Source organism: Natrarchaeobius halalkaliphilus (assembly GCF_003841485.1).
Classification (GTDB): Archaea; Halobacteriota; Halobacteria; order Halobacteriales; family Natrialbaceae; genus Natrarchaeobius; species Natrarchaeobius halalkaliphilus.
Genome location: NZ_REFY01000002.1, coordinates 500,478 through 516,630, shown reverse-complemented (window position 1 = coordinate 516,630; position 16,153 = coordinate 500,478). Strand labels below are relative to the sequence as shown.

Below are 16,153 nucleotides of genomic sequence, written 5' to 3'. Positions count from 1 at the left end.
CGGACGACGATCCGTTCGAGACGCGATCACGGCCTCTCCTGAAGAACCGCCTGAACGACGTCGGTCGCTCTCTTGACCGCCGCGGCGCTCTCGACGAAGACGAGCGTCCGTGGCGGATCGCTCGCTTTTGGTCTGACCCGTAATTCGACGGCTTCGCCAGCCTCGGCCGCGATTTCCTGTTCGATCTCGAACTCGAGTCGCACGCGATCCTCGTGGACGAAGACGCGAGCGAGACGGCCACTTTCCGAACCGTCCCGTACTCGAGTGACGTCGTACGCGCGGGCACCGTCGGCGCTTGGCTCGACGTCGCGGTCGACGTTCGTGACCGCAACCGCGTCGAGTTCACCGTCCTCTCGGCCGTCGAGTTCGGACGCGAGAAGCTGTGCGATCCGCCGACCGTCGGTGATCCGGTCTTCGACCATGCCGACTCTCGAGCGGGCACCGACTAACGCTCTTCGACCTCGAGTCGGTGTTTTCGTGTGTCGTCCGACGACGCTGGATCAGGCACCGTCCGTAGGTGCCGTCGGTGGATGTCGCGGCGAGCGTTACTGATCGGTGAGCGCCCGTTATCGCCGGTGAGTGTGAATGAGTGATTTCGCCGGTTCGTGGGTATCTCTGGCGAGTGTTACTGATCGATCGGTATCGATCGTGAGTTCCAACGAGTGGATTCGTCGGTACGTCGCCAGCCGATGAACGACGATCAGTGGGCGTCGTCGTCGGTAAGCGTCGAGCGTGCGATCGGCACGAGATCGGAGACGTCGACGCCCTCGCGGCTGGCGTAGACCACGGCCGCAGCTTCGATCGTGAGTCCGAGCTCCTGTTGGAGCGAGTTGATCGCCCCGACGGCGTCGTGTTTTTCGGTTCCGTCGGCGACGAGGGTATCGAGAACCCGCTCGAACGCGGAGCGTTCGCACAACAGTTCCTCGTCGGGGACGAACTCCTCGGGAACGGTGACCGCGGCTGGATCGAACGCTACGACGAGGTCGCCTTCCTCGTGTTCGAGCAGTCCTTCGAGGGTCGCGACGTCGATCAGCCGTTTCGCTTGATCGGGCGAGAACCAGTCCCGGTCGAGCGAGAGGGAAACGACGAACTCGCTCTCCTCGAGGCGTTCGGTCCCGTTCTGGATGAACGGTGCGGCGACTGCAACGCGAAGGCTCATCGAACACGACTCTCTGTAGCGATGAGAAAACGATGACGGTTCGGAGCGACGGCCCTAATCCGACGCCCGACTGCCGCCGTTGTTCCGGTCGGCCCGCGACGGCGGCGGAAACTCGCCTGTGGCGGACTCGAGGGGATCAGGCAGGACACAGCGGTCCGGCTCGCGATTGACGTGGCGATACCGGTCGGGTTCGTTCGCAAGCGGATGGGCGGGGTTCTGGTCGCTGTCGATGCGTGCGGCACGAACCTCGTCGAAGCCGCTGAGTCGGGCCCGAATCCCTCGCCAGTGATAGCCCGTCGCCGTGGGTACGGAGACGGGCCGCGGAGGCTTTCCGTCGGGGTGTCTGGTCGCGAGAACGGAGTTATTGACGTTGCTCGCGAGCGCGTCGTGATCGACGAGGACACCGATGGACGCGTCTCGAGGGGCACGTGCAGCCAGGATGTCGAGACCCAGGTGCAACGCCCGGTACTCGGCTACGTTGTTATCCGGCGGTGTATCCGCCGCCGCAACGCGCGCGACACGGGTCCCATCGCGCGTTTCGATGACGGCACCGAGACCGCCGCCTGACTCCCGGAACGATCCATCGGTCGCGACGTAGAAGTCTCGATGATGCGTCCGTGGAGGATGAGCGATGTGAGGTGTCGGTGACTCGTCGAACAGGTTTCGCAGAGCGGGCCGGCCATGAGCGGCCATGATCGATAGTTGGTATCCTCGAGACCTTAAACCTGTGCCAGCGTATCACGATTGCGGACCGATCGGTACGCGGGGAACGGGTGTGTTCGTAAGAGACACAGATCGATAGCTGACGAATCGGTGCTCGTAAACCACCTCACATCGAGATTCGTCCGCGACGGTTCCGAGAAAAATGCCACGAGTCCCGATAGGGAGCGGCTACCGCCTGTATTCTTGTTTCCTGATTACGAAATCTACGATAGTCGTGCTCGGCTCCCCTATCTGTGTTGGCAGCAGGCGTATAGGGCTGACGTCCTAACTGCCCCGTATGGACCCACGGAGCACAACTCGAATGGAAGCTGCGTGTTCCCTGTTAGCCGAATCCGAGCGGCGGTATTTGCTCTACCTCCTTGCGGAGGGTCGAGGATCGTCCCTCGAGGATCTCGTCACGCAGGTTGCGGCCTGGGAGCTCGAACAACCGGCGGCGACGGTAGATTCGGAGGGTCGCCAGCGAATCTACGCTGGCCTCGTCCACAACCACCTTCCGCGTCTCGCTGATTACGGCATCATCGAGTACGATCTCAGAAGCGACGAGATCGTTCTGGCCGACGGATTCGACGACATCAAGCCGCTCCTCGAGCAGTTCAGACAGACCGAGGAGGTTCCGGAAATCCGTCAGCGGCCGGCCTTGTAAGTTCGGTACTCGATCACCGACCGGAGCCGAATAGGGAACTCACGCACAGAAAAGTACTGCCGCGCGTTCGAGGCGCCGCCCACTCACCAGTCTCGAGGCGCTGTACAATCGTCACGTGCCGACCGTTCGGGACCCGTACCGGTCGTAACGGAGACCGCGCTCCTGTACCGACCAGCCGATCAGCTCCGATATCGGTCCTGCTCTCTGGTCCTCGAAAACCGCCCTCAGTCCCCGAGACAGTTCGCAGTCCATTATCCTCGCGATAGTCCAGCTCTCGTGGACGCGAGAGTACCGATCTGCGAAGGTGTTGTGCGCGCTTCGGGTTATTCAACGTCTGTATCCCCTTCTATCGGTTAATCCGCCTCCTGTGCACGGCTGGCTCGCCACGAGAGACGACGATCTGGGCTAGAGAGGGTGACTACCCCGGAATAAATACGCCTCGCCCGTGTTCGATACCGAGCACAGCAGTTCGACGTGTACGATGGACGCGTTCGTCGCCATCGGATCCGTTTCTGATCGCTCGCGGAACCACTCCGCTCGAGTACGGTGTTCGACGACTCGAGTTCTCACTGACAGTGAGTGTGGCCGACGTAGAGTGCAAGGAGGTTTATGCCGAGCAACACCAGAAACGTGGTCGACTCGATCCACGTCGTCAATCCGTTCAGGAGGATCGGAACGTACAGAAACGGAACGACGATCGCAGTCCAGAAGCCCGTCTTTCGGATCGCTCCAGCGAGGTTCGGAACGGTGCGCTCGAGCGCGCCGTGAGCTGGGTCGCGCTCGGCTCTCGAGGGAGAATCGGCGTCAGTTGCCTGCCCTCCCTCTTCGGAGGCCTGTCGTTCACGCACCGTCGAGGGATCGGTCATCCAAACACCCGTGTTGCCCCCTCGGTTGGGAACCTCGTCTGATATACGACCCACACCGTTTCGATCGCTTGCGAGTGATTCACTCGAGTACGACCGTTCTAGACTCGATTACACCGATCGCTCTCGGGAGAAACGACTTCTGTCCGGTTCGTAAAATCGCATTACCGATAACGCGGTTCGCCGTAACCGTCGATAACGACTTCCTACTGGAAGCCGATGCGGCTGCCGCGACGGCCGGTCGGGTCCGGACCGCTCGAGCCACCTTTGAACTCCTCTTCGATCTGCTCGTAGTAGTCGAGGATGTCGTCGGTGATGGTCGGCCGCACGCTCTCCATCGCCTGTCGGAAGTGTCGCATCTCGACGACGTCGGCATCGTGATCCTCACGCAGGGCCTCGATCGCCGCTTCACGGGCTATCGACTCGAGGTCGCTGCCGACGTAGCCGTCCGTGATCTCTGCGACTTCACGCAGCGTGACGTCGGCGGCAAGCGGCATGTCCGCCGTGTGAATCTCGAGGATCCGTTCGCGTCCGTCCACGTCCGGCTGGCCGATCATGACGAGTCGATCGAACCGGCCCGATCGGAGGAGCGCGGGATCGATCATGTCCGGACGGTTGGTCGCGCCGATGACCATCACGTTCTCCATCTCCTCGAGGCCGTCGAGTTCGGTCAGCAACTGATTGACGACTCGCTCGGAAACGTTCGAACCGACTTCGCCGCCCCGCCCCGGAGCAAGCGCGTCGAGTTCGTCGAAGAAGATTACCGTCGGGGAGACCTGCCGCGCTTTGCGGAAGGTCTGACGGATCGCCTTCTCCGATTCACCGACCCACTTCGAGAGCAGCTGTGGTCCACGGACCGAGATGAAGTTCGCGTTGGTCTCGTTGGCGACCGCTTTCGCCATGAGCGTCTTTCCGGTTCCGGGCGGACCGTATAGCAGGACGCCGGCCGGTGGATCGATTCCGAGCCTGTCGAAGCGTCCGGGATTGTTCAGCGGCCACTCGACGGACTCTTTGACCTGGTCTTTCGCTTCGTGGAGGCCGCCGACGTCGTCCCAGGAAATCTTTGGCAACTCGACTAACACTTCCCGCATCGCCGAGGGCTCGACTTCGTTCAGCGCACCCCGGAAGTCGGTGCGCTTGACGATCATTCGATCGATGAGGCTCGGCGGGATGTCCTCCTCGTCGAGGTCGATCTCCGGTAGGTACCGTCGCAGCGCCTTCATCGCGGCTTCCTTGGTCAGGCTCTCGATGTCCGCACCGACGAAACCGTGCGTTTCGTCGGCCAGATGGGAGAGATTGACGTCGTCCGAAAGCGGCATTCCGCGCGTGTGTATCTGGAGGATCTCCTCGCGACCCGTCTCGTCGGGGACGCCGATCTCGATCTCGCGGTCGAACCGCCCCGGTCGGCGTAGCGCGGGATCGACGCTATCGACCCGGTTGGTCGCCGCGATGACGATGACCTGTCCGCGGGCCTCGAGGCCGTCCATCATGGTCAGAAGCTGTGCGACGACCCGGCGTTCGACCTCGCCGGTGACGTCCTCGCGTTTGGGCGCGATGGAGTCGAGTTCGTCGATGAAGATGATGGCGGGTGCCTCCTCGCTCGCGTCCTCGAAGATCTCCCTGAGTTGCTGTTCGGACTCGCCGTAGTACTTCGAGATGATCTCCGGGCCGGCGATGGAGAAGAAGCTGGCCGACGTCTCGTTGGCGACGGCCTTGGCCAGTAGCGTCTTGCCCGTCCCCGGCGGCCCGTGGAGCAAGACACCTTGCGGTGGCTCGATACCCAGCTTCTTGAAGATCTGGGGGTGTTTCATCGGGAGCTCGACCATCTCCCTGACCCGCTGGATTTCGCTCTGTAAGCCGCCGATATCCTCGTAGGTGATGCCGCCGCCCGTTTTCTCGAAGCCGGAAATCGGCTCTTCGCGCAACTCGACGTCCGTGTCCTCGGTGATGAGAACGACGCCTTCGGGCTCTGTTTCGACGGCGATCAGCGGGATCGCCTGGCCCGGCGAGCGCATGAACGGGTGGTTCGTCGAGGACATGACCGGAACGATGTCCCGGCCGACCACGGGCCGCTTCAAGATCTGCCGTTTCACCATGCCGGCGGCGTCGGAGCCGAACTGGACCGACGCCTCCTCGGGCGGTGCGAGCACGAGCGTGTCCGCCTTGGTCGCTTCCGCCTTTCGGATCGTCACCCGTTCACCGATCCCCACGTCGGCGTTCTGTCGGGTGAAACCGTCGATACGTACCGTGTCCGTGTTCCAGTCCTGTCGGTCCGCACGCCACACCTTCGCAGCGGTCGTGTCCGCACCTTCGATCTCGATGATGTCGCCCGGACTGAGCTTTAGATGTAACAGAGTGTCCGGATCGAGTCGGGCGATACCACGGCCCGAGTCGTTCGGGTACGCCTTGGCAACCTCCAGTTGAACTTCGTTCATGATTCGGGATGGACGGCGATGTCAGTGATTCCGATTCGTGATCGGATAGGTTTTTTGCTAGCCCCCATTGTGTGAGATGCTATCACCTCTAAGTTCGGCCGGGAAATACATAGGAGTGTCGGCATCGGTGGATTAGGGTGGCACTTTCGAAACCGGAAAGGCCCGGCCGACCGTCTCTGTCACCCACGACATCTGGTGAATTTCCCGGCCGGCAACTGACTGGTGGGAGTGAATGCGAACTACTCGCCGGTAGCGACCGGCACTCCGACGGTTACGTCGTCAGAAATACTTCCGCTGAACGTCGAGTGATAGTTTCACGACCGTTGCGTCGAGCTCGAGGGAAAGAGTTCTCGAGGGTCGGTCAAAAGCGTTCGAACCAGTAGTGAGGGGTGCGACATGAGCTCCAGCTATGACAACGATTCCGGTGTAGTTACGTGAATCACGGTTCTACCGATGGCCGAGCGTACGAATGCCCGATCCGGCGGAACGACACGTGCGATTCCTTCAGGCCGGCGGCTGTTGGTAGGTGGAATTTTTTGGTCAAAAATGAGGTGGATTTATCCGAACAGAAAGGCTGTCCAGCGATTATCCGTTGAAGCCGCCGAAGTTGAAGTTGACGTTATCGCCGCTCTCTGCTCCGACGTTCTCTATGTTCGCGGAGTTGCTCTGACTACCGACCTGGACCTGATTCACTTCAGCGTTCGAGCTGCTGTAAGATGAGGCACCGATCGTGTTTCCGTACTTCGAGTCGGATGCTGCTGATCCGAATGAGAACGAACTCGAGGAGGACTCAGCGATACCGACCTGTGCGTTGTTGTTTTGCTGGGCGGTCTCGATGGTGACCGTTGCATCGCCCGTCTCCTGATCGACGTCGTGGTTCGACGCGGCTGCAGTTCCGGCGAACCCCATAAACATGAGGCTGCCGAGCATTGCTACTGTAAGTGTCATCGTGAGTGCGCGCTTTCTCGTTGTCATAGTTATCCAATAGGCACGCATCACCTTCGCGGGCCGTGACGAAACTGGAGCCGACCGAAGAGGCCCGTTTCGCCCCGATAAACACCGTCTTCCGGCTATAACTCTCCCGCTATGACGCGTTGCCCGATTGGAGTCAACACAGAGTCCCACTTCAACCCGAAGAACAGTTTCAGCCCGAATTACCGGGTTAGCGGGCCTGAACGACGGTACAGTCGCTTTTCAGGAGATTCCAGAGCTGGTGACGGTGTTTTCGTCGTCGGTACGGCGACCCTATGCTGTGCTGCGCTCGATTGTTAGTGTTCTCCACTGTGTCGCGAAATCGAGTCCGTCGATGTCGACTGAGCGACCAGGAGACACTCGATCACAGACGACGGTTGACCGGCAAAACAGTTTCGACATCCGATCGGTCCGCCGCGAGCCTTCTCCGCTTTCGGCCGAAGGAGTGTTGCATTCGAGATGCGCCACCACCGTTTCACACGCCGCCTACTCGTACGTTCTCGGCGTAAGTATTCGGTTTCGATGTCGAAGCATCCGACTTCGAACGAGTAGGCCGGTTCACAGACGCTTCAATTTACAGATAACAAAGTCTCTCATCAGGATATGACGGTTTGCGCCGATGAGATACAGAAACAAAAGACTCTCACGGCTCATGTCAAACGAACCATGACTACCACGACGACGTTACGTTCACAGTGTACGACGGTCCTTCTCGCGTGTATCGTTGCCCTATCGATGATCGCTGCCGGCGCTCCGGCAGCCGCGGCAGGTGAAGACCCCGATTCCAATGGCGTTCACGCGCTCGAGAACGGTGAAGAGTTGTATCTGGTGTTCGGTGCCGACCTCGGGGACATGACGCTCGATGAGTATATCGAGGAGATGGCCTCGGGTGACCAGGTCGCTGACGCGGAGGTCAATCAGTACCAGGATGTCGATCAGGTAAACATCAACCAGCAGTCAAACGCGGTGTCTATCTCGATCGACGGTGGCGAGGCAACCGCCGTACAGGAGGCCACACAGTACAACGATAATGAACAGTTCGCTGATGCGTCAGCCGTAAACGTCCAGGAAACCCACTTCGAGGACGTCGGGACTGTCCACGTCGTCATCGGCAACGGTGACGGCGAGCAGTTCGATGGCTGGGGCGTCGCCGACAAGAAAGGCGATAAAGGCGAGGTCGACCCCGACCAGGCCGCTGACGCGCAGGTGACCCAGAGCCAGGTCGTCGGCCAGCTGAACTACAACGAACAGAACACGGCGTTCGCGATCGCAGAGGACGGCAGCGAAGCGACCGCTCTCCAGCAGTCCCAACAGTCCAACCAGAACCTGCAACAGGGCGTTGCGAACGCGACCAACGTCTACGCGGGCGACGGAACCTTCGAGGATCAGTCCGCGACCGCATCTGTCGAACAGGGCCAGGAAGCCGATCAGGTGAACTACAACGAACAGGACGGTGCCGTCGCCATCGCCGTCGGTGAGGACAGCACGGCAACGGCCATCCAGATCACAGAACAGACGAACTTCAACGAACAGATCGGTGTCGCCGATGCCGAAAACGTCATCTCCTCACTCGCAGGGATGCACGTCGCAACCGCCGGCAGTGACGACAGCTCGATCGTCGAGGTCGAACGCGAGATAACGGACCTTCACGGTGATAAGAAAGACGACCACCACAAGAAAAACGGTGACGAGATCCAGTCTGCAACCGCCGAAGTGACACAGGAACAGAGCGCCGAACAGATGAACGTCAACCTCCAGAACACCGCGATGGCGATCGCGACGAACGGAAACAACGCCACCGCAGTCCAGCTCGCCTACCAGCAGAACATCAACGCACAGGTCGGATACGCCGACGCGCTCAATGTGTACGCGAGCCCGGCTCACGTCTACGAGGACGTCGTCCACACCGAAACCTCGAGCGTGAACGTCGGCGGCGACGACGTCGAGGGTGCACCGGGACTCTCGTTCGACTACGCAGGTAACGCGATGCAGACGAACGATGCCGAGCAGTACGCCACCGCACAGATCGCACAGAGTCAGTTCATCACGCAGGAGAACATCGTCGAACACCAGGGCGCAATCGCGATCGCTGAAGACGGTGATGCGGGCACAGCCCAGATCACCATGCAGGAGAACGAGAACGTCCAGTTCGGCTCCGTTGCCGCGACGAACGTCTGGGCCGCATCGTAACTCTTCGCACCCGTTCGCCTGACGTATTCGAGCTTTCGTTTTCGTCTTCTTTGTTCGCGCCGTATCCGTTCTGTCGTTCTCGCTCAAGCGTGCTGTACCCTCTACGGGAGTCGGTTTGCCGCCGCCTTCCGCGGAGTGGAACCGAAAGCGTCTGAAGTGCGAGACGTCGAGACGGCGTACTGACCACAACGGATCGATACGTACCAGCGTACGGAGCGTCGAAACGACGAACTAGCGGGCAAGCTATTTAGCGACCAATACTGTGGAACGGCCTATGTTCCCCGTCGCATCGAAGCTCAAGATCCGACCCCGATCACGGCCGCCGGACGAGAACCGTTCGAACGAACGATGCCATCGACCCGCCGATGGTGAACGCATCGAACTGTGCCCTGGCGAATGATACTAATGATAGACGACGACGGCAATCTCCTCGGCGTCGTCAATGTCATCGACGCGATCGCGATCGTTCTGGTCGTCTCCATCATTGTCGCGGGAATCGCAGTCGTCTCGGGCGGCGACGGACCGGGAACGAACCTCGGCGCTACCGGCGCGCTCGCCGTTGGATTGCTCCTCGTCGTGTTGCTCGCTGGCGTCGCGGTTGTTTCTGGCAACGGGTCCGAGTTCGAGACCAGATACGCGACCGTCGACCTCGGCGAGCAGCCGGCGTACGTCGTGGATCGGCTCGAGGCGGGTGACGTCGCCCGCCTCGAGGACGCGGACGAGGAAATCACGGTGACGGACGTCCACGCCACGCCCGTCGCGGATCGCCCCCTCGTGACGATCCAGACTGAACTCGACGACGTCGTGCTCGAGAACGATCGAGGTCGAACCACGGAACGCTTCGCCGGCGTTCCGCTCAAACTCGGTCGCGAACTGCGTCTCGACTTCGGCGCGTACGCGATTTCGGGAACGGTTACCGACGTCGGAGTCGACCCGACTCTCCCGATCGACGCGACGACGACCACCGCCGAACTCGAGGCACGAGACGTCTCTCCCGCCGTCGCCGAGGGACTCGAGGTCGGTCTGACCGAGACGGTGCGCGGCGAGACGATCGCGACGCTCGAGGCGGTCGACCGGGAGCCCGCGACGGTCGTCCTCGAGAGCGACGACGGAACCGTCCACGAGCGCGAGCATCCGCGACACGAGGACGTGACGCTTTCCGTCACGCTGCAGACGGTCGAGTCGGAGACGGGACTCACCTTCCGGGACGAACGGATCGGGATCGGAACCACCATCGAACTCGCGCTCGAGACGATCACCGTCGAGGGCGAGATCACCCGGATCGACGACGGTCCGGCGAGCGACTCGAGTCGGTGATCGACCGTGCAAACTGTGCTCCACCGTGCGCGCGACGGATCGATCCTGATACAGGCGGTGAGCGGCGTGCGCACTCGAGTTCGAGCCGTACTGGACGGACGCGCCGACGACCGTTCGTCTCGAGGAGGAGTGAGGCGTCTTCGGACTCGTGAGGCCCCCTTCGCCGGCTCCCGACTCGTGGCCGGCGTCTCGGCCGTCTCGCGTTCCGGCGAGACGCTCGTCCGGATCGGATCGGCGTCGAAGCTAGTCGGGCTGGGGAAGGCGGGAAAACGCGCCGTCGAATCGTCGTTCGTCTACGGCTGGCTCACCGCGGAACCCGAGCCGGACGTGATCGTGATCGACCTCCGGGAGACGTGGACCGTCGGCCCCGCGATTCGGGTCGTCGACCGAATCGAACGCGAGGCGTCGGTCGCCGCGAGGACGTCGCTGCTCGTCGCCGGCGCTCGTCGGTTCGCCTCGAGCGTTCGCGAGCGCCCGATTCGGGTCGCGAGTCTGTTCGTCCTCGCGGCGGCAGTCGGTTCGCTGGTGGCTACCTTGTCGGCGGCTTCGCTCTCGAGCGACCTCGTGCTCGCACACCTGCTCGCGGCCAGTCTCGCTGTGGTCGGCCTTCGCTCGCGTGCGAGTCTGGACGAGTTGCTCGAGACGAGGATCGCACGGGCGCTTGGGGCGGCGTTCGGACCGCCGGAGCCGCCGGAATCGGCACGGGATCGACCGGCCAATCGGAGCGACCGCCGGAACGAACCGGACTCGAAGTCTAATTCCAGCCGACAGTGAAACGCTCCGAAGCCGACTACTGCCATGACAGTTCGGATTCCGCTCCTTCCTCCCGTCGTTCGCTGGGGGCTCGTCGCCGGCGTCGCGGCATTCATCTTCTACGCGTCGATCCTCTCGCCCCCGCCGGAGACGGTCGTCGACACCGCACAACCGGGTTTCCTCCCGCTGGATAAGTGGCGTCACTTCGTGGCCTACGCGACGCTCGGATACGCGCTCGCGTACGCGACCAGTACGACCTGGGACGGGCGTCGGTGGCGGGCGTTCGTGCTGGTGGTCGCACTGACGTCCCTGTACGGGGCCGGGATCGAACTCGGCCAGTCCGTCGTTCCCGACCGAGGGTTCGACCCCGGCGACGTCGTCGCGAACGCACTCGGTGCGACGCTCGTCCTGTTCTGGTTCGCGATTCGGCCGCGGCTCGAGCTCACGCCGGTTTCACAGTGGATTTCGGGGTCGAACTCGACGGAGTCGAAGGGTCCGTCCGAGTAGCGGTATCGGCGGGACGCCGAATAGCCCAACGACGTCCGATATCGGGTCGGATCCCGACGCGAGCACGTGAACGAGGGACGCCCGCTACGGGCGAAGCTACGCCCGAGGGACTCGAGACGTCTCCGGGTTCGACAACCGGCATTTCGTTTCCCGTCACTGGTCTTCGTCCGCGACGCTCGGATGCGGCTCGTCGGGCGCGTGCTCCTTCCACTCCTCGCGATCCTCCTCGCCGAACTGCTCGTTGAATAACGCTGTTGCGCGTGCGTACCCCTCGTGGCTCGTGAGCCGTCGTTCGTCGCTCGTGACGGCCCAGTACGTCCCCTTGTGCTCGACGAGACCGCGGCTTTTCAGACGGGTGAGTGCAGTACTCACCGCCCCGACGTCCAGCTCGATCTCTCGAGCGATCGTTCGGGCCTTGAACGCTCTGTCGTCGTTGGTCGCGAGGAATCCGAGCACCCGGTCGACCGACGAGAGTTCCTCGAGCTCCTCCTCACTCGATCGTTCGAACGTTTCCCGATCAATCGACATCTCTGCCCGTTACTAGCGTTTGCGTTGTTATATTCGTTATCCACGGAAGGGGTGTTATCCCTGAAACAGCCCGGATTTCGTGTCGCATAGGGTAGCTGGGGAGTCGCTCGAGGATTCCCCTCTGGTTCTGATTCGACGGATTCGTACGTTCTTCAAGTGAACCATCAGGGAGCGACCGAAAATCAACTGCTACCGAGTGTGAGACGCCGTATCGAGAATCAGATATCTCGAGCACTCCGGACGTCACTCTCGAGGGCGTCGGGCGACAGCTGAGTTGTGAGGCCGCGTTCACGAGCGATCTCGAGCCACTCGGCGGCGCTGACGGCCGCGATCCGCGCCGCTTCGTTCGTCGAAACCTCGCCAGTCTCGTGGCGTTCTACCGCGTGGCGAATTCGCAAGTCCGCAATCCCTTCGCAGCGGGGGGTCCGGCCGTCCGTTTGCTCGTCTTCCTCCGAGGGCGCGGCGATCTCGGCCAACACTCCTGTTCCGCGCCGATAATGCGGCCGGGACCCGACGGCGTACGGTCGTCGTCGACGTTGTGCACCGAACGTTCTCATCTCCGATCAGGGTCCGTTGTCCGTTCGATCGTCGCCGACGAAGCGCTCGAATGCGCTCGGATCGGGGCCCAGCCACGACGTCACGCCGCGCCCGCCGCGACGCACCATCGGCACATCTGTTGTGATTCCGTCGCCGGGCAGCTTCTGCCGGGCGCACTCGACCTCCGCGCGGATCTCGCGCAGGTGGCGCTCGAGGTCGGACTTTTTGAGATCGTCGTCGACGCGAACGTCCGTCAGCACGGCGGCGGTCAGTCGATCGATCGCATCGAGACACCCGTCGTAGGTCGTCCGATTCGTCGGTTTCGGTGGGTGGTCGTCCGCTCGAGTTCGGTTCTCCGGTCGGTCGGGGCGTTTACGTCCCCGCGATTCGTCGTTCGACATGGCTTCCGTAGTGTGGTTACGGGAGTTGTCACAGGTCGGTGCGTCAACCACCGGCCTGTCACTTTCAGGGCACGCCGTGATGAGCCCGTACCGTTCCCGCACCATTATTTCAATATGGAGTTTCATAAATCTATGCTTTGCAGAGTATTACTACTGTATAGCAGTACATATACACTCTATAGCAGCCTTCTAATGATGCTCCGACGTAGTTTGATAGAACTCTGCTTAGCAGAGATATACAGATGCGAAAGCGTGCTGAGTGGATGACGCGGGCAGACGATGAGATTCTCGAGTACCTCGAATCGAGGGGGGCCGGCACGCCGAAGGCGATCGCGGGCGAAATCGACCGGAACAACGACTACGTCGGCGTCCGATGTCGACAGCTAGCGTCGTACGGTCTGGTCGACCGACCGTCGCGCGGCTTCTACGTGATCACTGACCAGGGAACGGCGTATCTCGAGGGCGAACTAGACGCGAGTCGGCTCGAGGGGGAGGGCTGAGTTTCGTTTTCTAATCCGGTATTAGTGAGTTCTCGAACGACATAATCGGATTGTACAGTTACTCGAGTTCGGCTGAATTTAAATCCTAACGGGCGTGACGACCGGCGGGATTTATAACCGCCGCTATGGGAGCACGCGACGGCCAGAATGTCGTCATCAGACACCGAGTCGATCACCCGCCGGGAGAAACTCGAGGCACTCCTCGACGTCGCTCGTTTCGACCCGAAGTTTACGGTGATCATCGTCGCGCTCGGGTTGGTGGCTGCGGTGCTCGAGGGGATCGGCCTGAGTTTCATCCTCCCGATCATCGAGATCGTTCAGGTCGATGATCCGGTGGCGGAAGCCGACGGCCTGATGGCGGTGTTCGTGCAGGCGTACGATCTGATCGGAATTCCGTTCACGCTCGGATTCGTCGTCCTCGGCGTGGCAGCCGTGATGACGGTCCGGTATACGATCAGTTTCGTGGTCGGATGGTTCCGGGAAGCACTCCGTACGTACTATATTCGCGACCTTCAGTTGCGAGCGTTCGATAACGCGCTCGACGCTCGAGTCGAGTACTTCGACGAAGAGGGGTCGGACGACATGCTGAATGCGATCGTTACCCAGACGTATTACGCAGGACGGGTAATTCAACGGGGTATACGATTGCTCGAGGATCTGTTCCTCTCGCTGGTGTACCTGTTGATCGCGTTCGTGATGGCTCCCTTGTTGACCGTGTTTGCGATAGCTGTTCTCGGCGGGTTAACGTTCCTCTTGCGCGGCGTGATCGAGCCCGGTTACGAAGTCGGAGACGTCGTCGCGGATGCGAACGAACGCCGCCAGGAGGCCGCTCAGGCGGGAACGCAGGGGATTCGTGATGTTCGGATTTTTGGACTTGCCGAGGAGCTGTACAGCGACTTCGTACAGGCGGTCGATCGATATACGGACGCTCGTATCACCCTCCGACGCAACGAGGCGGCGATCAACAACTTCTACAACCTCGGCGTCGCCGTCTCCGTGTTCGTGTTGATCTATCTCGCGCTCACGTTCGCAAACTTATCCCTCGGTGCGTTAGGGGTCTTCCTGTTCGCAATGTTCCAGTTGGGGCCGAAAGTGAGCCACCTCAATAAACGATACTATCAGGTTGAAAATGATCTGCCACACCTCGTTCGGACACAGCGGTTCATCCAGGAGTTGGAAGCGTACGAAGAACCCAATGATCCCGTTCGAGAGGTTCCCAAGGAAATTGAACACGTCGAGTTCGACGATGTCTGGTTCTCGTATGATGGTGAGGAAGATGTACTAGGTGGGATAGATTTCGAGGTAATGAAAGGCGAATTCGTTGCGTTCGTTGGACAATCTGGCGCCGGAAAGTCGACGATCGTCTCCGTACTGGCTCGGCTGTACGATCTCGACGCAGGCGAGATCCGAGCGAACGGGGCACCCATCGATGAAATGGACGTCGACGAGTGGCGCGAACGCCTGTCGGTCGTCCGACAGAGTCCCTTCATCTTCAACGATACGCTCCGGTACAATCTGACGATCGGTAATCGAGACGTGACTCGAGCAGACCTCGATCGCGTCTGCGAGATTGCGAAGGTTGACGAGTTCTTCGACGACTTGCCCAACGGGTACGACACTGTGTTAGGCGACGAGGGCGTGAAACTGTCCGGCGGACAGAAACAGCGTGTCGCGCTCGCGAGAGCGTTGCTTGAGGACGCGGACTTGCTAGTACTAGACGAGGCGACGAGCGACCTCGATTCAAATCTCGAACAGGAGGTTCAGGCGGCGATCGAGTCCATGGAACGTGAGTATGCGATCATCGCGATCGCACACCGGTTATCGACCGTAGAGAACGCGGATCGGATCTACACCGTTGACGACGGGAATATTATTGAGGAGGGATCCCACGGAGAGTTGATCGATAGCAACGGTCAGTATGCAGAATTACATGCGATCCAATCTTCGTAATCACGACAGCTATCTCGTCGGCAAGTCATTTAGATCTTTGGCTGACACATGACTAAGTATAGGCTGATTCGGATTCTGGTAATGTTCTGTATTGATGCAGCCAAGCGCCACCCCTTCTCCCTAACTCGACTATAGTTGATCTACACAGCAGATATGGGAGGATTCGATCACGTCGTACTCAGGAAACCGAGACCAGATTTGATTTTGGCGCTACCGATTATACGAACCAAGTAGAGACGTCATCGGATGGACAAAGCTTGCTCTTCCAATTAGTCGATATACCCCAGTCCCAGACATCAATGACGGCGTGGAAGACATCGTTCAGCCCAACGTTGACGTACTGCGGATTTGAAGTCACATAGACGGTGTCATAATATTCAGCATTGCTAAACGTATTCTCGAGGAATTCTTTTGTCGTCGACCCTTTCGAGATTGTTTTCGAGATAGAGCCGTCGATATCGCTGGCGGTTTGGAACATATCGAAGCGGCATGCATCGAGGAGTATGAGGTTATCCCACTCCGAGGCTATTATATCGTGCCGTCCTTTCAAATCGTAATAGGCTTTCGCTGCACGTTTCCCTGCGTATGGAATCGCCGACGAAACCCACCAGTTCGGTGAACTCCAGTTATCTATTACTTTTCTAACCATTTTTGATAATGCTACACTGTATGTTC

The 16,153-nt window shown here is 60.4% G+C and carries 17 protein-coding genes; 7 read left to right on the top strand and 10 right to left on the bottom strand.

What is annotated here, in order from left to right; translation table 11 throughout:
- Positions 1 to 26: 26 nt before the first annotated feature.
- The 3 genes from EA462_RS06125 to EA462_RS06115 form a co-directional block, all read right to left on the bottom strand.
- Positions 27 to 422, bottom strand: a complete 396-nt coding sequence (locus tag EA462_RS06125) for a hypothetical protein (protein ID WP_124177676.1) — start codon at positions 420 to 422, stop codon at positions 27 to 29.
- Positions 423 to 700: 278 nt separating this feature from the next.
- Positions 701 to 1,159 carry a DUF2240 family protein gene (locus EA462_RS06120; RefSeq protein WP_124177675.1) on the bottom strand — a complete coding sequence of 153 codons (459 nt, stop codon included), beginning with the start codon at positions 1,157 to 1,159 and terminating at the stop codon, positions 701 to 703.
- 54 nt (positions 1,160 to 1,213) lie between these two features.
- Positions 1,214 to 1,852 (bottom strand): reverse transcriptase-like protein, encoded by a 639-nt coding sequence (locus EA462_RS06115; protein WP_124177674.1) that lies wholly within the window; start codon positions 1,850 to 1,852, stop codon positions 1,214 to 1,216.
- A 307-nt stretch (positions 1,853 to 2,159) separates the two neighbouring features.
- On the opposite strand from EA462_RS06115, the gene EA462_RS06110 reads away from it, so the two are divergent.
- Positions 2,160 to 2,525, top strand: a complete 366-nt coding sequence (locus EA462_RS06110; RefSeq protein WP_124177673.1) for a DUF7344 domain-containing protein — start codon at positions 2,160 to 2,162, stop codon at positions 2,523 to 2,525.
- 566 nt (positions 2,526 to 3,091) lie between these two features.
- Here the strand turns inward: EA462_RS06110 and EA462_RS06105 are convergent.
- The 3 genes from EA462_RS06105 to EA462_RS06095 form a co-directional block, all read right to left on the bottom strand.
- The gene (locus EA462_RS06105) at positions 3,092 to 3,391 is read right to left on the bottom strand and encodes a hypothetical protein (protein ID WP_124177672.1); all 300 of its coding nucleotides are present in this window, start codon (positions 3,389 to 3,391) and stop codon (positions 3,092 to 3,094) included.
- Between the two features lie 203 nt (positions 3,392 to 3,594).
- Positions 3,595 to 5,823 (bottom strand): CDC48 family AAA ATPase, encoded by a 2,229-nt coding sequence (locus EA462_RS06100; protein ID WP_124177671.1) that lies wholly within the window; start codon positions 5,821 to 5,823, stop codon positions 3,595 to 3,597.
- Between the two features lie 585 nt (positions 5,824 to 6,408).
- Positions 6,409 to 6,771, bottom strand: coding sequence for a hypothetical protein (locus EA462_RS06095; protein ID WP_243641373.1), 363 nt, complete (start codon positions 6,769 to 6,771; stop codon positions 6,409 to 6,411).
- 690 nt (positions 6,772 to 7,461) lie between these two features.
- On the opposite strand from EA462_RS06095, the gene EA462_RS06090 reads away from it, so the two are divergent.
- The 4 genes from EA462_RS06090 (at position 7,462) to EA462_RS06075 (ending at position 11,562) form a co-directional block, all read left to right on the top strand.
- The gene (locus tag EA462_RS06090; RefSeq protein WP_243641372.1) at positions 7,462 to 8,985 is read left to right on the top strand and encodes a hypothetical protein; all 1,524 of its coding nucleotides are present in this window, start codon (positions 7,462 to 7,464) and stop codon (positions 8,983 to 8,985) included.
- Between the two features lie 405 nt (positions 8,986 to 9,390).
- Complete coding sequence (locus tag EA462_RS06085) at positions 9,391 to 10,302, top strand: DUF4330 family protein (protein WP_243641371.1); 912 nt, start codon at positions 9,391 to 9,393, stop codon at positions 10,300 to 10,302.
- A gap of 6 nt (positions 10,303 to 10,308) precedes the next feature.
- Positions 10,309 to 11,076, top strand: a complete 768-nt coding sequence (locus EA462_RS06080; protein WP_124177668.1) for a hypothetical protein — start codon at positions 10,309 to 10,311, stop codon at positions 11,074 to 11,076.
- Between the two features lie 24 nt (positions 11,077 to 11,100).
- Positions 11,101 to 11,562, top strand: coding sequence for a VanZ family protein (locus EA462_RS06075; protein WP_124177667.1), 462 nt, complete (start codon positions 11,101 to 11,103; stop codon positions 11,560 to 11,562).
- A 153-nt stretch (positions 11,563 to 11,715) separates the two neighbouring features.
- Here the strand turns inward: EA462_RS06075 and EA462_RS06070 are convergent, their stop codons facing one another.
- The 3 genes from EA462_RS06070 to EA462_RS06060 form a co-directional block, all read right to left on the bottom strand.
- Positions 11,716 to 12,090, bottom strand: coding sequence for a MarR family transcriptional regulator (locus tag EA462_RS06070; RefSeq protein WP_124177666.1), 375 nt, complete (start codon positions 12,088 to 12,090; stop codon positions 11,716 to 11,718).
- 218 nt (positions 12,091 to 12,308) lie between these two features.
- The gene (locus EA462_RS06065) at positions 12,309 to 12,569 is read right to left on the bottom strand and encodes a hypothetical protein (protein WP_394341818.1); all 261 of its coding nucleotides are present in this window, start codon (positions 12,567 to 12,569) and stop codon (positions 12,309 to 12,311) included.
- A gap of 84 nt (positions 12,570 to 12,653) precedes the next feature.
- Positions 12,654 to 13,028, bottom strand: a complete 375-nt coding sequence (locus EA462_RS06060; protein WP_124177664.1) for a hypothetical protein — start codon at positions 13,026 to 13,028, stop codon at positions 12,654 to 12,656.
- 263 nt (positions 13,029 to 13,291) lie between these two features.
- Here EA462_RS06060 and EA462_RS06055 point away from each other — a divergent pair, with 263 nt between their 5' ends.
- Positions 13,292 to 13,528: a hypothetical protein gene (locus EA462_RS06055; protein WP_207891629.1), complete on the top strand. Its 237-nt coding sequence runs from the start codon at positions 13,292 to 13,294 to the stop codon at positions 13,526 to 13,528.
- A 147-nt stretch (positions 13,529 to 13,675) separates the two neighbouring features.
- Entirely contained in the window at positions 13,676 to 15,478 is a 1,803-nt protein-coding gene (locus EA462_RS06050; protein ID WP_124177662.1) for an ABC transporter ATP-binding protein, read from the top strand.
- 217 nt (positions 15,479 to 15,695) lie between these two features.
- Here the strand turns inward: EA462_RS06050 and EA462_RS06045 are convergent, their stop codons facing one another.
- Positions 15,696 to 16,127 carry a hypothetical protein gene (locus EA462_RS06045; protein WP_124177661.1) on the bottom strand — a complete coding sequence of 144 codons (432 nt, stop codon included), beginning with the start codon at positions 16,125 to 16,127 and terminating at the stop codon, positions 15,696 to 15,698.
- Positions 16,128 to 16,153: the final 26 nt, after the last annotated feature.

Excerpts from the sequence above, each read along its gene's own strand:
- EA462_RS06125 (WP_124177676.1), bottom strand. The coding sequence starts at position 422 with ATGGTCGAAGACCGGATCACCGACGGTCGGCGGATCGCACAGCTTCTC.
- EA462_RS06120 (WP_124177675.1), bottom strand. The coding sequence starts at position 1,159 with ATGAGCCTTCGCGTTGCAGTCGCCGCACCGTTCATCCAGAACGGGACC.
- EA462_RS06115 (WP_124177674.1), bottom strand. The coding sequence starts at position 1,852 with ATGGCCGCTCATGGCCGGCCCGCTCTGCGAAACCTGTTCGACGAGTCA.
- EA462_RS06110 (WP_124177673.1), top strand. The coding sequence starts at position 2,160 with ATGGACCCACGGAGCACAACTCGAATGGAAGCTGCGTGTTCCCTGTTA.
- EA462_RS06105 (WP_124177672.1), bottom strand. The coding sequence starts at position 3,391 with ATGACCGATCCCTCGACGGTGCGTGAACGACAGGCCTCCGAAGAGGGA.
- EA462_RS06100 (WP_124177671.1), bottom strand. The coding sequence starts at position 5,823 with ATGAACGAAGTTCAACTGGAGGTTGCCAAGGCGTACCCGAACGACTCG.
- EA462_RS06095 (WP_243641373.1), bottom strand. The coding sequence starts at position 6,771 with ATGACACTTACAGTAGCAATGCTCGGCAGCCTCATGTTTATGGGGTTC.
- EA462_RS06090 (WP_243641372.1), top strand. The coding sequence starts at position 7,462 with ATGACTACCACGACGACGTTACGTTCACAGTGTACGACGGTCCTTCTC.
- EA462_RS06085 (WP_243641371.1), top strand. The coding sequence starts at position 9,391 with ATGATAGACGACGACGGCAATCTCCTCGGCGTCGTCAATGTCATCGAC.
- EA462_RS06075 (WP_124177667.1), top strand. The coding sequence starts at position 11,101 with ATGACAGTTCGGATTCCGCTCCTTCCTCCCGTCGTTCGCTGGGGGCTC.
- EA462_RS06070 (WP_124177666.1), bottom strand. The coding sequence starts at position 12,090 with ATGTCGATTGATCGGGAAACGTTCGAACGATCGAGTGAGGAGGAGCTC.
- EA462_RS06060 (WP_124177664.1), bottom strand. The coding sequence starts at position 13,028 with ATGTCGAACGACGAATCGCGGGGACGTAAACGCCCCGACCGACCGGAG.
- EA462_RS06055 (WP_207891629.1), top strand. The coding sequence starts at position 13,292 with ATGACGCGGGCAGACGATGAGATTCTCGAGTACCTCGAATCGAGGGGG.
- EA462_RS06050 (WP_124177662.1), top strand. The coding sequence starts at position 13,676 with ATGTCGTCATCAGACACCGAGTCGATCACCCGCCGGGAGAAACTCGAG.
- EA462_RS06045 (WP_124177661.1), bottom strand. The coding sequence starts at position 16,127 with ATGGTTAGAAAAGTAATAGATAACTGGAGTTCACCGAACTGGTGGGTT.